The sequence below is a fragment of the Mesorhizobium sp. M1066 genome (genome assembly GCF_040318635.1).
Classification (GTDB): Bacteria; Pseudomonadota; Alphaproteobacteria; order Rhizobiales; family Rhizobiaceae; genus Mesorhizobium.
Window position 1 is genome coordinate 71,063 of sequence record NZ_JAMYMR010000027.1, and the last position, 14,770, is coordinate 85,832.

Consider the following 14,770-nt stretch of genomic DNA (forward strand, 5'->3'; position numbering starts at 1 on the left):
TTACCTGTCTTCTCAAACCGTTAGGTGATCACGGCAGATTTCGGAACGTCGCCATCTTTTGTTCGCTCTAAAGGAACTGAAGGGGTACACGGCCATTGTTTTGCGACGTATCAACCGGTACGAGTCAAATGATGCAGTGCACAATAAACAGCGTGGCGGAGTAACTGGGGTGACCCTTCTGCAAATCTACTGGCGAGCTCTCGGTTATCTCGCCGCGGACAGGAAGCGCGTTGCGTTGATCTGTTCGGCCAACGTGGCTCTCGCCATCGTAGCGCTTCTCGAGCCGATTATGTTCGGTCGCGTCATCGGCGCCATCTCCGAGCGTGGCTCTGTCTTCACCACGCTGGTCATGTGGGCCGGTCTCGGCGCCTTCAACATCGTTGCTTTCGTCATGGTGGCGCGCGGCGCTGACCGCTTCGCCCATGCTCGGCGCAGCGAAGTGCTGTGCCAGTCCTTCGAGCGCGTGATCACCATGCCGCTCGCCTGGCACCATCAGCACGGCACCTCCAATGCGCTGCACACGATGCTGCGCGCCGTCGAAACCCTGTTCAGCCTTTGGCTCGAATTCATGCGCCAGCATCTGTCCACGGCTGTCGCCCTCGTGCTGCTGGTTCCGACCGCGATCAGCATGGACCTGCGCATGTCGCTGGTGCTGCTTGGCCTCGGGCTGCTTTATGTCGGCATCGGCCGGATGGTCATGCGCCGCACCAAGGCGGGCCAGGCTGCGGTCGAGCGTCACTACCACAAGGTGTTCGCGCATGTGACCGACTCGGTCAGCAACGTTGCGGTGCTGCAGAGCTACAATCGCCTCGGCCACGAGGCCGATACGCTGCGGCGCTACGTCAAGAACCTGCTCGACGCGCAGAACCCCGTGCTCGACTGGTGGGCGCTGGCCAATGCCTTGCACCGTCTGTCATCGGCAATTTCGATGCTGATCGTGTTGTCGATCGGCTCCTATCTCGTCACTCATGGTCAGTTGGGTGTCGGCGACGTCATTGCCTTCACCGGTTTTGCCACGATGCTGATCGCTCGCCTCGACCAGATGTCGGCTTTCGCCAACCAGATTTCGGAGGCCCGTGCCAAGCTTGAGGATTTCTACCATCTCGAGGACTCCGCGGCTGATGCCGCCGAGCCGGACGGCTTGCGCGATCTTGCCAACGTCACCGGCCATGTCCGCTTCGAGAATGTCGGCTTTGAGTTCGCCAATTCCGGCCAAGGCATCGACGACGTGTCCTTCGAGGTGCAGGCGGGCCAGACCGTCGCCATTGTGGGCCCGACGGGCGCCGGCAAGACCACGCTCATCAACCTGCTGCAGCGTGTCTTCTCGCCGTCCCATGGCCGTATCCTGATCGACGGCATCGACACCCGTACCGTGACCCGCAAGTCGGTGCGCCATTCGATCGCCACCGTGTTCCAGGATGCCGGGCTGCTCAACCGCTCGATCGAGGACAACATCCGTGTTGGCCGCGCCGATGCAAGCAATGACGAGATCCATGCCGCCGCCAATGCGGCTGCCGCACAGGACTTCATCCTGTCCAAGAGCAATGGCTACGACACGGTGGTTGGCGAACGTGGCGGCCAGCTGTCGGGCGGCGAGCGTCAGCGCATCGCCATTGCCCGCGCCGTGCTGAAGGATGCACCGATCCTGGTGCTCGACGAGGCGACCAGCGCGCTGGACGTCGAGACCGAGGACCGCGTCAAGGAAGCGATCGACGAGTTGCGCCGCGACCGCACGACCTTCATCATCGCCCACCGCCTGACCACCGTTCGCGACGCCGATCTGGTCGTGTTCATGGACAAGGGCAGGGTGGTCGAGATGGGCGGCTTCACCGAGCTGTCGCTGCGCAATGGCCGCTTTGCCAGCCTGCTGCGCGCCGGCGGCCTGCTCAACGACGAGGAGGTTCGCCGCCTCAGCCGCACCGTGCTGCAACAGCAGGAAGCAGCCGCCTGAGCTTCTTTCTTCTACCTCCCCTTGTGGGAGGTCGGACCGTAGGTCCGGGTGGGTACGGGCGCCATCGCCGCTCCCCCACCCTGCTGCTTCGCTCCCCACAAGGGGGAGGGTAAGAAGACCTGCGACACCACCGCTCGATTGCCCCGAACGCCGCGGCGGTTTATGTAGAAACGCATGAGCGACACGACTTCACGCCTGACCGGCTGGATGGATCTCGCCAACCCGACGCGCTTCGTCGGGCTGGCGGACAAGGTCGTGCCATGGCTGGCCACGATCGCCACACTCATCCTCGCCGTCGGGCTCTATATGAGCTTCGCCGCGCCTGAGGATTTCCAGCAGGGCATAACCGTCCGCATCATGTACATCCACGTGCCTTTCGCCTGGCTGGCCATGATGTGCTACACGCTGATGGCGGTCTCGGCGCTGGGCACGCTTGTCTGGCGGCACCCGCTGGCAGATGTTGCGCTGAAATCCGCAGCCCCCATCGGCGCCGTCTTCACCGCGCTGGCGCTGATCACCGGTTCGATCTGGGGCAAGCCGATGTGGGGCACCTGGTGGGTCTGGGATGCCCGGCTGACCTCGGTCTTCGTGCTGTTCCTGATGTATCTCGGCATCATCGCGCTGACCCGCGCGCTCGACGATGCCAGCCGCGCCGCCTGGGCCGCCGCCATCATCACGCTGGTCGGCTTCATCAACATCCCGATCATCAAGTTCTCGGTCGACTGGTGGAACACGCTGCATCAGCCGGCTTCGGTGTTCCGCATGGGCGGTTCGACCATCGACTCCAGCCTGCTATGGCCGCTTCTGGTGATGGCGCTCGGCTTTACCGTGCTGTTCTTCGCGCTGCACCTGATGGCGATGCGCACCGAAATCCGCCGCCGCAGGGTGATTGTCATGCGCAGGGTTGCGGCACGGCAGGCCGACAAGCGCGATTTGGCGATGCGCTGATCTTGCCTCGGCGCCGAATGATGAGCGCGGCGGTCGTGATATGCCTCTAAGTGTTATTAGCAGTTTCTGCTATGTTGCTGCATTGCAACAGGGGTTTCCAAAGGGCCGGACTTTGGCCTGTTGTCCTTGACGTTGTCCTCCCCTCAAGCCAAGGTTTCCTGGGTTTACGTCTTGCGAGGGGATTCTGTCGTGAAATTACGTCTTTTGGCCGGTGCGTCGGTGATTGCCTTGGGTCTCGGCTGGAGTTCCGCTCACGCGGCCGATGCCGTCGATGTTCCGAGGGCCGAAGATCTCTGGTATGTCACGCTGTTTGGCGGTGCCAGCTTTCCCAATCATGTGAAAACGGATTTCTACGACTACGGTTATTCGGTTGATCTTAAGACCGGGTTCGTGATCGGCGGCGCTGTCGGTCGGCGGATCAATGATACGTTCCGTGTCGAAGGCGAACTGTCCTATGCGCGCTACAAGGCAAGTGGGTATAGCTACAGCGGCCCCTTTGACGCGGATTCCGGCCCCGCTTCCGGCAATTTGTCGGCCACCTATCTTCTCGCCAATGTCTGGGCCGATGTCGCGCATTTCGGCGATGCCAAGCTCTATGTCGGCGGCGGCATCGGCGCCGCCTATGTTACCGCCGATACTCACTTTGATGGCGCTTCGTATGGCTATGGATCCGGCGGCTGGGGTTTCGCGGGCCAGGTGGGGGCCGGCGTCACCTACGCGCTGACGCAGAATGTCGACATTGATTTCGGCTACCGCTTCAAGGCGGTGACCGGCGTCGATCTGGACGACAATGACGGTAGCGGCACGTATGAGAAGGCCAAGCTGTATTCGCACAATGTTCAGGTTGGCGTGACGCTCAAGTTCTGATTTGTTCGGCGTGTCGCAGCCCGCGACCGGGATTTGACGGATGCCGCTCTTGCCACGCCGGCAGCCCTTGGGTCTGCCGGCAATGATCCCAGCCTCTCTTCCGACAGCCGGTGAACCGGCGGAACGGACATTGCAGCGCGGCATCGACTTGCAGCGGCGCAAGCGTTTTCGCGAGGCCGAGTTCTGCTACCAGACGGTGCTTCGCACGCAGCCCAAAAATGCCATGGCGCTGAATTTGATGGGCACTCTGGCCATCGAGGCCGAGCATCATGACGCCGCCATTGCCTATATGGAAAGGGCGGTCAAGCTCGAGCCGGACAATGCCATCTTCCGCAACAACCTCGGCAACGCCTACAATGTCACCGGCGACATCGAGCGCGCCCGCAAACATCTAAAGAAGGCGATCGCGCTTGACGGCCGGCTCATCGAAGCCTTGTGCAATCTCGGCCGGTCTTACCGCAGTCAGCTCGAGGGCGACGTCGCCGAAGGTTTCTATCGCCGGGCGCTGGCGGTCGACAGCCAATCGCTGACGGCCCTTGTCGGCATGGGCGATCTGCTTACCGATATCGGCCGGCAGGCCGAGGCGGTCGAATGTTTTGGCCGCGCGCTTGCCATCGACCCGAGCCATGTCGAGGCGCTGGCCGGAATGGCGCTGGCGCGCAAGGCGGTCAAGGACGATCCAGCGCTGCCTCTAATACGGGCTCGCCTGGAATTGCCCATGACAACCGATCGCGAGCGGGTGGTGCTGCACCATGCCGCTGGCAAGATGCTCAACGATCTGCGCGAGTATCGCCTGGCAATCCGCCATTTCGCGCAGGCCAAGGCAATTTCCGGCAATGACTTCGACATCGACCGGCACACCCAGCTTTACGACAGCTTCATCGACACTTTCGATGCCGACTTCTTCGCGGCGCGGCCGAAATTGGGAAATCCGTCGAGACGCCCGGTCTTCATCGTCGGTATGCCACGGTCGGGAACGACGCTGACCGAGCAGATATGCGCCAGTCATCGCGATATCCATGGCGCCGGCGAACTATCGACCATTCGCTCGTTGGCCGGTGAACTCGGGTTCGACAAACTCGATCCGGCTGTCTTCACCAAGGCCATTGCGGCGCTCACTCCGGCCAAGGCGAAAGAGCTTGGCTCGAAATATCTTGACGATCTCAACAGGCGCAACAGCAAGGCGCGGCTGGTCGTCGACAAGATGCCGCATAATTTCGAAATGCTGGCCTTCATCAGCCTCATCTTGCCAAATGCCCGCATCATCCATTGCCGGCGCGACCCGATGGACAATTGCGCGTCCTGTTTCATGCATAATTTCTCCGAGGCGCACGGCTACAATGCCGATTTGACCAAGCTTGGGCTGTATTACCGGCAATACGATCGCTTGATGCGCCGTTGGGCCGAGGTCATTCCCTTGCCCATTCACGACATGCCCTACGAAGAAACGGTGGCCGATTTCGAAAACCGCGCGCGTGGGCTGATTGGATTTCTCGGAGTTGAATGGGACGATGGCTGCCTGCGTTTCAACGAAACCGAGCGCACGGTGCGGACGCCGAGCCGCTGGCAGGTGCGCCAGCCGATCTATTCGTCCTCGGTCGAACGTTGGAAACTCTACGGCGATGCCCTCGATCCATTGAAAGCCGCGCTGGGTCCAGTTCTTCAACGCTGAGTGCATCTGGCGTTCGGTTCGGGCGCGTTGGTCTCATCCCATCATTCCGCGCGCCGCCACCGGGAGCGTTTCCAGCACCTTGTCGCCGTCGACCAGATTGACCTCGTTGAACAGGTTGGTGACGACGCAGCAATGGTCGGGCACGACACGCACGCGCTCGCCGATGCGCAGCCTGCCGTCGCCCGAAAGCGTGACGGTGCCGTGCTCCTCGCTCAGGCCCGTCACCCGCGCTCCCGACACGCCGAGCAACTCGCCGAAATCGGCGAGACCCAGCGTATCGCTGGACAGCGCCTTGCTGCCGGCATCGAGGATAGCGCGCGTCGCTGTGGGATGGCTGACCACCGTCGACAGCACCGTCAGCGCGCAGTCGTCGAGGCCGCCGACGCCTTTGGCGACTTGATAGCGGTCGAGATAGATGTAGGTGCCTGGACGATACTCCGTGACAACAGATGTATCGCTGGAGCGCCACATATCCGGCGTGCCGCCGCTGGAGATGCGTTCGCAGGCGAGGCCCGACGCGGCAAGTGCCTGCTTGGCCTCGGTGAGCCAGGCTTCGGCCTCCGCTGCCCGCCCGGCGGCCGGGTAGGTCATCAGTCCGCCGAAGGCGAGGCCGCCGGCTCTGTCGATCTGTCTTGCCAGCGCGACCGCTTCATCAGCCGACTGCACGCCGCAGCGGCCCATGCCGGTGTCGCATTCGACCAGCACCTGCAAGCGATGACCGGCATCGGTGAAGGTGGTTGCCAGCCCTCCGAGCGTCTCCATGCTGTCCGCCGTCACCGACAGGGTGACGCGCCCGTGCAGCCCCAGAAGCCGCTCCAGCTTGGCGCGCCCAAGGATGTTGTAGGGAAGAAAAATATCGGTCAGCCCGGCATCCGCCATCACCTCGGCCTCGCCAATCTTCTGGCAGGTGATGCCGACGGCGCCGGCCGCCACCTGCTTCTTCGCCCAGTAGGGCAATTTGTGCGTCTTGATATGCGGCCTGAGCTTCAGCCCGTTCTTGTCGGCATGCGCCTGGGCGCGGGCAATGTTGGCTTCCGCGCGCGCGGTGTCGATCAGGATGGATGGCGTATCGAGATCGTGAACGGTCGACATCATCTTTCACCCCATGAGGAATCCGCGGGTTTTATGGCCCTGAAAATCCGTGATGTCACGCGGCCAGCGAAGCGGATCTGTGGTCCATGCGCCTAAGCGCAACGCCGGACAGGACGGCGAGGTGGATCGACACCGCATCGACGTTCGGCTATGCGATTTGCCAGACAAATCGATACGAAGGGATCATGATCATGAAGCGCTCTGCCATCAACGACATCATCCGCGAAGCCGACGCTTTCATCCGCTCGTTCGGCTACATCATGCCGCCCTTCGCCTATTGGTCGCCGCAGGAGGCGAAGGCGCGTCAGGTCGACTCGTCGGCCGTATTCACCTCGCGGCTTGGCTGGGACATCACCGATTACGGGCAAGAGAAATTCAGGGAACTCGGCCTGTTCCTGTTCACCGTTCGCAACGGCCGCTACGAGGACATGAAGAAGGGCATGGGCATGCTCTATGCCGAGAAGATCATGATCTCGCGCAAGGATCAGCTGTCGCCGATGCACCGCCACAACATCAAGGCCGAGGACATCATCAACCGTGGCGGCGGCAAGCTGGTGCTGGAACTGTTCATGCACGACCGCGACGGCGGCATCGATCCCAAGGCGGAGGTTTCGGTGCCGGTCGACGGAACCATCCACAGGCTGCCTGCGGGTGGGCTCCTGAAGCTCGATCCGGGCCAGAGCGTCACGCTGCTGCCCGGCGTCTGGCATGCCTTCTGGGCCGAGGGCAAGGACGTGCTGATCGGCGAGGTCTCGACCGTCAATGACGATCTCACCGACAATGTGTTTCGCGAACCGATCGGCCGTTTTTCCAACATCGACGAAGACGTTGCCCCGATCCACCTGCTGGTGTCCGACTATGAGAAGTGGCTGGGGTAGGGGGCGCCGCCCCATGCCTTCGGTGACGCCAGCCCCACGATCGAAAGCGGGTTAGCCGGTAGCGCCTACCTACTGCGATCCTTGTTCGACCGATCCTGCCGCTTCGTCCTTGAAGACGACCTTTGTGCCTTTTTGCACTTCGGAGGCGGTGAAGACCAAGCGCCCCTTCACGATCGCTGCCGGACCAAACAATCCGGTGGGATCGGTCTGGATCGATTTGTCCATCGATAGTTATGGCATTCACGGGGCGCCGGACCCAGGCAAGATCGGAAAGACCTTCTCGCATGGTTGCATCAGGCTGACCAACTGGGATGCCGAAGACCTCGCCTAATCGACGGCCGCCAAGCAGAGAACTTCACCCGGGCAGTCAGTGCGTTTCAAGCGGCCAACGGATTGCCTGCCGACGGCAAGCTTACCCGCGAGACATGGGACAAGCTGGTCGCGACCTCCTCGCGCCCTGCGCTTGAGACCTACGAGTTGACGCGCAAGGATGTGCGTGGACCGTTCACCAAGCGAATTCCGGCGCGCATGGAGAGGATGGCCCGCCTGCCCCGGCTCGCCTATCACAATGCCTTGGAAAAGATGGCGGAGCGCTTCCACATCAGCGAGCAGCTGCTTGAACGGCTCAATCCCGGCATCGGCTTCAGAAAGGCGGGGCAAAAGCTGCTGGTGCCAGCTGTCGCCCGAGGTGATCCGCCGCAAGACATTGGGAACGTCGAGGTCGACAAGAGCGCTCGCCAGGTTCGCGTGCTCGACCCTTCCGGCAAAGTGCTTGCGACGTACCCCGCCTCGATCGGGAGCCAGGAGAAGCCCGCGCCGAGTGGCGAGGCAGAGGTCAAACGCGTGGTACGCCACCCAACCTATCACTACGATCCAGAGTTTGCCTTCAAGGGGGCCTGGCGAGAAGCGTGCACGATCCAGGAGGATTTGCGCCTTCAGCACGGTCGCACTGACGCCTTTCGCTTCGCTGCCGTCAAATTGGGCGTTGTTGACGGTGGCCGCGTCCAGTTTTGCCGCCGCCGTTGCGCCGCATGCCATGACGAGCATGGCGGCAGCGGCAAGAACGAGCCTGATCATGGACGTCACACTCCTGTATGAGCACCTGCTTCTATGACGTCGCACGGCCGATCTGGTTCCATTCCCCTGCATCTGAGTCCGGCTGCCGAGTGCCGATGAGCCGCAGCGAACCCGGACCAAGAGCACCCGGCGGTGGCGCGGGTGCATTGTTGATAAGGGTCCGCCATCATCAAGATGGATGGCGACTCTCGTCAGCGCCTGTGTTGGCAATAGGCCAAGGTCCCATTGAGCGTCTGTCTCCATAGGCTCGGTGATCGAGGAGAGCCAGGATGCAATTTCCTGCCCAGAAGAACAAAAGACCGGCTCAACCAGCCGAGGATGAGCGCCAGGCACGGCTTGAGAAAACAGCAAGGCTCAAGCAGCTTCGGTCCTATGCTTCCTGGCTTTCGTCTGACCCGAACGCCCAACTTCACGATGAGATAGACTGCTCCGTGCTGATCGAGGAAGGCGTGGAACGACGCAGCATGGAGCCTTGGCCGATCGGCAGGTGACACGACCGGGCGGCGAGGTTTCCAGCGCCAACGATGATCGGCCGACAATTTGTTTGGCGAGCCGATCGGCCGCAACAGTGGCGACAGGCTGACTTCGCGTCAGTGACAGCAGCCTTGCTGCGCGCTCGGTCTGCACAGGCAGGACGAGGTGATCGGCACATCCGCCTTGGCCATCGCCGCGGCAAGGCTTGTCTGCAATGTCGCCAATTCATCAGTCTCGCCGCGCCGTTTCAGGCATTCCACCAGACCGTGCAATGCCCAGACATTGTTCGGGTGCTGGGCGCAGCGCTGCACCGTGCCGCTCAGGCCCAGATCGTCGCGATAGACCTGCTCTGCTTCTGCAGAGTGGCCCTGGTCGAGAAGCAGCGCCGCCAGCGCATGGCGCGGCGGGTGCATCCACGCCCACGGCTCGGTGTAGGACAAATTGTCGTCAAGCTCGACCGCCTGCCGCAAATGGCCGTACGCCTCCTCATGCCGGCCCTGGTGGTACGCCAGCTCGCCGTCGAGCAGGGCGGCACCGACAGCCAGCGAGGCTTGCGTCGGATTGCTGAGGAAGCGCCGCTCGGGCGCAATGCCTTTCAGATGCCGATGGAACTCTTCGCGCTCGCGCTCGGCTTCAGCAAATTGCCCAAGCGTCGCATGCGCCACACCCTTGGCGTAGCGCTGCATGGCCGCCGTCAGCACATAGAGGCCCGGCTCCGCGGTCGCCGGTTCGTCGATGATCTCCTGCCAGCGGCCGAAGCGCACCTGCACATGCGATTTCATCGCATGGTAGCCTTCCACCGTCTGCGTGAGCTTGGGCCGGCCCTGGATGGCGACCACCTCGCGCGTGACCAGGCTGCGCACTCTATCGGCGGCCCACAGTGCAGGCCGGTACTGGCCCGACAACATGCAGGTGAACATCATCAGGTGCAGATCGTGGCAGCAGCCCAGCAAATAGTAGGTCGGCTCGTCGGCATAGGCGAGATAGAGGTCGTTGGCGCGCACCGCCTTCTCGCTGGCCAGCTTCGCCTTCTCATACTCGCCGCACAGCACATAGATGTGCCCCGGCATGTGGTTCATATGCCCGGCATCGGGACACATTTCGCCGAGCAGATCCGCTGACCGCATGCCGCGCTCCGGCATGGTGGACATTTCCAGGAGGTGGATGTGCAGGTGGACGATCGCCGGATGTTGTGCTGCGCCGGCCGCATCGGCAAGCCGGATCGACCGCTCGCAGACCTCGAGCGCCTCGACGACATCGGAATTCGGCGCCGGCGCGCCGGTCTTGAGGTTCCACAGCCGCCGCACCGTGCGCATCATCAGCGCTTCGACCAGCAGTGCCATCACATCATGGTCGTCGGGAAAGTCCCTGTATACTCGGCGCATCTCGGCGGCGTAGGCGTCATCCCACTGCTCGAATTCCGGCAGTGGCACCCGATGCGGTTTCTGGAAGCGGGCGGCCAGCGCCTCGATCAGCCGCTTCTCGACCTCACTGGCGGAAGCCGTATTGGCACGCGCCAGCTGGACATGCTCGAAGCAGCGCCTGGTCACGCTGTCGGCCTCGGCCGCGCCATGCTCCTTCCAGGTCAGATTGTAGAAAGGGCCGGCAGCATAGGCGATGCCCCAATGCACCATTGGACATTCAGGATCTGTTTCGAGCGCCTTCTGAAAACACTTGATGCCTTCCTCATGGTTGAAGCCGTAGCACCAGTTGAGGCCAATATCGAACCAACGCTGGGTTTCTGCCGAGCGAGTGGAGATGGGGCGGCGGTAGGTGCCGAGGTCGAAGCGGTCCATGGGGTCTCACTCAAATCCTGTGGGGTGCGACCCAAGCTGTCGCAAGGCCCTTCGCCCTCAATGTGTGCCGAAATCCGCAAGCGTGGCAAACGCAACAAGTGCCATTGCTGCTTTGCTTTCAGATATTTCCGCCACCTCTGGCTGGTCGTTTGGCCAGCGTTTCGTTTTGCCACCCGGCGAGCTCAGGCAGGTCGTCCAGCCAGCTTTTTTCCGTCATCGGGGCATCGCCGGCCTGCGGAGCAGCTTCAGTGGCGTTTTGAATGAGCCAGTCCATCCACTTCCGATAGGCAGCCGGGTCCAACTGAGGCGGCAACACCTTGGCCTTGGCCAGCATGCGTTTGCGGAAACTCACCTGCCTGCGGAGTTTGGTCGTCGTGAATTTGATGGTCTTGCCCTGATATTCGACCGTCCAGCGCCCGTCGCCATGGCTGGTCAGCCTGTCGATGGCGAAACCGACGTCCACCGGCCTATCCCGCCACGGAAGCTCGACCGCATTCTTCCTCAAATCGAGTGCCCATCGCCTGTAGTCGGTCCCGGCACGCTGGGGCGGCAGCACGCCAGCCTGTTCGAGTATCTTCCTGCGGAAAGTCGGCTGCTTCTTGAGCTGGCCTGTCGTCAGTTCGATGCGATGCCCACGGAATTCGACATGCCAGCGGATTCTCCCATTGCCGAAATACTTGACCAGCCTGTCGATGACGAACTCGTCGTCGGAGAGCGTCAAGCAGCCCTCCTTGATGCTTTCGAAAATGTACTGGCTGTCAGTGAGCATGACGCGGCATTGTGCTGGAACCTTCATGAAGCTTAGCGAGTAGCACGCGCCGGCGGCAACGATCTTTTTCGCTCCGGGATTCTCGCCTGCCTCAATTGCGGGCAACTGCGGGTAGCGCCCGTAAAAGCCCGGTACTGTGCGTAACTGACATAGCGATGCAGATGAAAACGATGCCAACTTGGCGTGCTAAATCATTGGTTTGCTTGTGGGATTTTGGCTGGGGAACCTGGATTCGAACCAGGACTAACGGAGTCAGAGTCCGTGGGTCTACCGTTAACCTATTCCCCAGCAGGCGCGGTCATGAACCGTGCGGGCCAGCGGGCAAGCCGCTGTGAGCGCTGCCTTGTAGCCGCCAGCGGAAAATAGTCAAGCCTGCTCTGTGGTTCAATGGCACGTTTCGTCAGGTGATTCAGACGCCACACTTCAGATGCCGGGGCGCGGCTCCCAGTCCAATCCCACGCCTCAAAGCTCCGTCCGGCCGAACTGTGAGCGTTCGAAGAACAGCACGACGCCCAGGCCCAGAATCAGCGGGATGATCAGGTAGAACAGCCGGAACACCAGCAGCGCCGCCAGCACGCCGACCGGATCCATGTCCGACAGGCCGGCGAGAAACACCACCTCGAAGACGCCGAGCCCGCCCGGCGCGTGCGAGATCTGCGCGATCGAGAAGGAGACGAGGAAGACGCCCAGTATGACGAAGTAGCCGGGATTGTGGGCTTCGGGCAGGGCGAAGAAGATGATCGCGGCGGCGGCCAGCAGTTCGATCGGGCCGATCAGCAGCTGCCGGGCGACGATCGGCAGCGCCGGATAGTGGAGCTGAAAGCTGGCGATCTTCAGCGGGCGCAGATGCAGCCAGCTGCCGAAGACATAGGCGGCGACGAGCAGCAGCATCGCGATACCGGCCGCTTCCGACAGGCCGTGATGGGCGATGCCGGAAAACCGGTCGAGCACCTCTGGCTCGAACACCAGAACCAGGCCAGAGGCGAGAATCGTCGATAGCACGAAGGTGATCCAGCAGATCGCCACCAGCACGCCGACATCCTGTCCGGTCAGGCCCCTGGTACCGTAGGCGCGGTAGCGGATGACGGCGCCGGAAAACACCGAACCGCCAATGTTGTGCGACAGCGCATAGGTGGTGAAGGAGCAGAGCGTGACGAACAGCCACGACACGCGCTTGCCGATATGCAGGAGCGCGATGTGGTCGTAGCCGGCAAGCGAGGCATAGGCGATGACCGAACACAGCGCGGCAAGTACCCAACCCCGGGTCGGAATGGCCGTGATACCGTCCCAGACGTCGTCGAGTGAAACGCCGCGCAGTTCGTGCCAGAGCAGCAGCAGCGAGAAGATCACGGCGGCGATGCCGACAACCGGCCAGAAATAGCGTCTCCAGTTCATTGCCTGCCAATTCATTGCCGGAATGCCATGCGTTGCGGGTCCGCTTCCTTTTTCGTGGCTGGTGGGAGGCCGGCTGTGCCGGATTCTTCCGCTCATTTCAGAAATGCCTCATCGAAGCTGGCTATTCAACCGCGAACCCTTGTCGCAGCGGCGGCCGGCAAGATTTGTCCGGCGTGAGCGGCCGAAAGAGACGCCGGCAGGCGTTGCGCCGGCAACTGCGGCGTGCGGATACATCACGCGGCGGCACCGGAACGGCGGTTTGCGGCCTGCCGGCAAAATTCGGCACGCGGCTCTTGGTGATCGGGCGCGGCGCTGTTAATCTGGCGGCAACTTAAAACACTGAAGCGCCTGCTGCGTCCATCATCGGTTCGCGCGGCGCCGGAAGGAACGACAGTGGAAGACCACGACACCGGCGCCGGCGCGCCGGAGGTGGGCGTGTCGAGCGCTTCCCAGCGGTCGGCTGGCCCGGGGAATGCAAGCTGGCAGCAACGCCGCCCGACGGAGCTCCGCTCCGCGGACGGGCAGGCGGGCGACGCACCCCACAAAGGCAAGCCCAAGAAGCGGCGCAAGCGAAGGCGCGGGCGCAAGGTTTTTGTGCGCGACGAGGCACGTCCCACGGAGAATCGATCGCCGGCGCCGGGCAAAGCCGGTGTCCCGGCGGCGGAGTCCCACAGACCGGCGGAATCGGTGGCCTCGCCCGCCGCTGTAGTGCCACGGCCGGAACAGAGCGCCCGTCGGCCGCCGGTCCAGGAGCTTCCGGTGTTTGCGGCGCTTGACCTCGGCACCAACAATTGCCGGCTGCTGGTGGCCGTGCCGACGCGGCATGGCCAGTTCCGCGTCATCGACGCTTTTTCTCGCATCGTCCGGCTGGGCGAGGGGCTCACCGCCAATGGCCGGCTCGGCCAGCCGGCGATGGACCGCGCGGTCGAGGCGCTGAAAATCTGCGGCGACAAATTGCGCAACCGCAAGATCAGAAAAGCCCGGTTGATTGCCACCGAAGCCTGCCGCACGGCCGAAAACGGCGTCGAGTTCATCGACCGCGTCGAACGCGAGGCCGGCCTGAAGCTTGAGATCATCGACCGCCAGACTGAAGCGCGGCTGGCGGTGTCCGGCTGCGGCTCGCTGGTCGAGCGCGACACCCAAGGCGTGGTCCTGTTCGACATTGGCGGCGGCTCGTCCGAAATCGCGCTCATCGATCTCGCAGGCCGCCGTTCGCCAAGGCTCGCCAATCACATCGTGTCGTGGACGTCGCTGCCGGTCGGCGTCGTCTCGCTGGCCGAGCGCTTTGGCGGTCGCACGGTGACGCGCGAGATCTTTGCCGCCATGGTCGACGACGTTGCCGGCCGGCTGGCCAGCTTCGACGGTCGCGATCGGCTGAGCCATCTCAAGGCCAGCCCGAATTTCCATCTGCTGGGTACGTCAGGCACGGTGACGACGCTGGCCGGTGTCCACCTTGACCTCGAGCGCTACGATCGCCGCCGTGTCGATGGGCTGTGGATGGACCGCGACAGCGTCGATCGCATGGTCGAAAGACTGGTTGGCTGGGATTTCCAGCAGCGCTGCGCCAATCCTTGCATCGGTGCCGATCGCGCCGATCTGGTGCTGGCCGGCTGTGCTATCCTCGAGGCGATCCGCGCCGTGTGGCCGTCCGAGCGGCTGCGAGTCGCCGATCGTGGCCTGCGCGAAGGTATTTTGAGCGAACTGATGGCCGATGATGGCGTCTGGCGCAACGATGGGCGTGGCAGAGCGTGAGCAGTCGCCGCCCCCGCCGGGGGGGGGCGGGGGGCCGCGGGGCCGCGGGGGGGGGGGAGACGTGAGGGGGCCCCAGGCGCCGGGGCGGCGGGCGGTGTG

At 62.9% G+C, this 14,770-nt stretch carries 12 protein-coding genes, 1 tRNA gene and 2 pseudogenes; 9 read left to right on the forward strand and 6 right to left on the reverse strand.

Annotated features, from left to right (window positions below; genetic code table 11):
* Positions 1 to 169 precede the first annotated feature (169 nt).
* From NKH52_RS25945 to NKH52_RS25960, 4 genes are all read left to right on the forward strand, one after another.
* The gene (locus NKH52_RS25945; protein ID WP_127288908.1) at positions 170 to 1,951 is read left to right on the forward strand and encodes a glucan ABC transporter ATP-binding protein/ permease; all 1,782 of its coding nucleotides are present in this window, start codon (positions 170 to 172) and stop codon (positions 1,949 to 1,951) included.
* Positions 1,952 to 2,125: 174 nt separating this feature from the next.
* Positions 2,126 to 2,899 (forward strand): heme ABC transporter permease, encoded by a 774-nt coding sequence (locus NKH52_RS25950; protein WP_352734864.1) that lies wholly within the window; start codon positions 2,126 to 2,128, stop codon positions 2,897 to 2,899.
* A gap of 189 nt (positions 2,900 to 3,088) precedes the next feature.
* On the forward strand, positions 3,089 to 3,766 hold the full coding sequence (locus tag NKH52_RS25955; protein ID WP_352734866.1) for an outer membrane protein: 678 nt from the start codon (positions 3,089 to 3,091) through the stop codon (positions 3,764 to 3,766).
* A gap of 130 nt (positions 3,767 to 3,896) precedes the next feature.
* A complete protein-coding gene (locus NKH52_RS25960; RefSeq protein ID WP_352968059.1) occupies positions 3,897 to 5,438 on the forward strand; it encodes a tetratricopeptide repeat-containing sulfotransferase family protein in 1,542 nt (513 codons plus the stop codon).
* Positions 5,439 to 5,471: 33 nt separating this feature from the next.
* On the opposite strand, the gene NKH52_RS25965 is transcribed toward NKH52_RS25960, so the two are convergent.
* Positions 5,472 to 6,530 carry a D-TA family PLP-dependent enzyme gene (locus tag NKH52_RS25965; RefSeq protein WP_352734879.1) on the reverse strand — a complete coding sequence of 353 codons (1,059 nt, stop codon included), beginning with the start codon at positions 6,528 to 6,530 and terminating at the stop codon, positions 5,472 to 5,474.
* Positions 6,531 to 6,721: 191 nt separating this feature from the next.
* Here NKH52_RS25965 and NKH52_RS25970 point away from each other — a divergent pair, with 191 nt between their 5' ends.
* Positions 6,722 to 7,408 (forward strand): D-lyxose/D-mannose family sugar isomerase, encoded by a 687-nt coding sequence (locus NKH52_RS25970; RefSeq protein ID WP_013532294.1) that lies wholly within the window; start codon positions 6,722 to 6,724, stop codon positions 7,406 to 7,408.
* Positions 7,409 to 7,477: 69 nt separating this feature from the next.
* Here NKH52_RS25970 and NKH52_RS25975 read toward each other — a convergent pair whose 3' ends face one another.
* Positions 7,478 to 7,633, reverse strand: a complete 156-nt coding sequence (locus tag NKH52_RS25975; RefSeq protein WP_352734887.1) for a hypothetical protein — start codon at positions 7,631 to 7,633, stop codon at positions 7,478 to 7,480.
* Here NKH52_RS25975 and NKH52_RS25980 point away from each other — a divergent pair.
* The 3 genes and pseudogenes from NKH52_RS25980 to NKH52_RS25990 all read left to right on the forward strand — a co-directional run.
* Positions 7,566 to 7,739: pseudogene (locus tag NKH52_RS25980) on the forward strand (L,D-transpeptidase); the annotation flags it as partial. The gene NKH52_RS25975 and the pseudogene NKH52_RS25980 overlap by 68 nt on opposite strands.
* Positions 7,697 to 7,786, forward strand: a pseudogene (locus tag NKH52_RS25985) (hypothetical protein); the annotation flags it as partial. The pseudogenes NKH52_RS25980 and NKH52_RS25985, both read left to right, overlap by 43 nt.
* A gap of 15 nt (positions 7,787 to 7,801) precedes the next feature.
* Positions 7,802 to 8,506 carry a L,D-transpeptidase gene (locus NKH52_RS25990; RefSeq protein WP_352734883.1) on the forward strand — a complete coding sequence of 235 codons (705 nt, stop codon included), beginning with the start codon at positions 7,802 to 7,804 and terminating at the stop codon, positions 8,504 to 8,506.
* A 569-nt stretch (positions 8,507 to 9,075) separates the two neighbouring features.
* On the opposite strand, the gene NKH52_RS25995 is transcribed toward NKH52_RS25990, so the two are convergent.
* From NKH52_RS25995 to NKH52_RS26010, 4 genes are all read right to left on the reverse strand, one after another.
* Entirely contained in the window at positions 9,076 to 10,755 is a 1,680-nt protein-coding gene (locus NKH52_RS25995; RefSeq protein WP_352734868.1) for a tetratricopeptide repeat protein, read from the reverse strand.
* A gap of 118 nt (positions 10,756 to 10,873) precedes the next feature.
* Positions 10,874 to 11,524: a hypothetical protein gene (locus tag NKH52_RS26000; protein ID WP_352734885.1), complete on the reverse strand. Its 651-nt coding sequence runs from the start codon at positions 11,522 to 11,524 to the stop codon at positions 10,874 to 10,876.
* 214 nt (positions 11,525 to 11,738) lie between these two features.
* Positions 11,739 to 11,812, reverse strand: a tRNA-Gln gene (locus NKH52_RS26005).
* A 174-nt stretch (positions 11,813 to 11,986) separates the two neighbouring features.
* On the reverse strand, positions 11,987 to 12,919 hold the full coding sequence (locus NKH52_RS26010) for a lysylphosphatidylglycerol synthase domain-containing protein (protein WP_352734870.1): 933 nt from the start codon (positions 12,917 to 12,919) through the stop codon (positions 11,987 to 11,989).
* 312 nt (positions 12,920 to 13,231) lie between these two features.
* Between NKH52_RS26010 and NKH52_RS26015 the strand changes: the two genes are divergently transcribed.
* Positions 13,232 to 14,671, forward strand: a complete 1,440-nt coding sequence (locus NKH52_RS26015; RefSeq protein ID WP_502908118.1) for a Ppx/GppA phosphatase family protein — start codon at positions 13,232 to 13,234, stop codon at positions 14,669 to 14,671.
* Positions 14,672 to 14,770 lie beyond the last annotated feature (99 nt).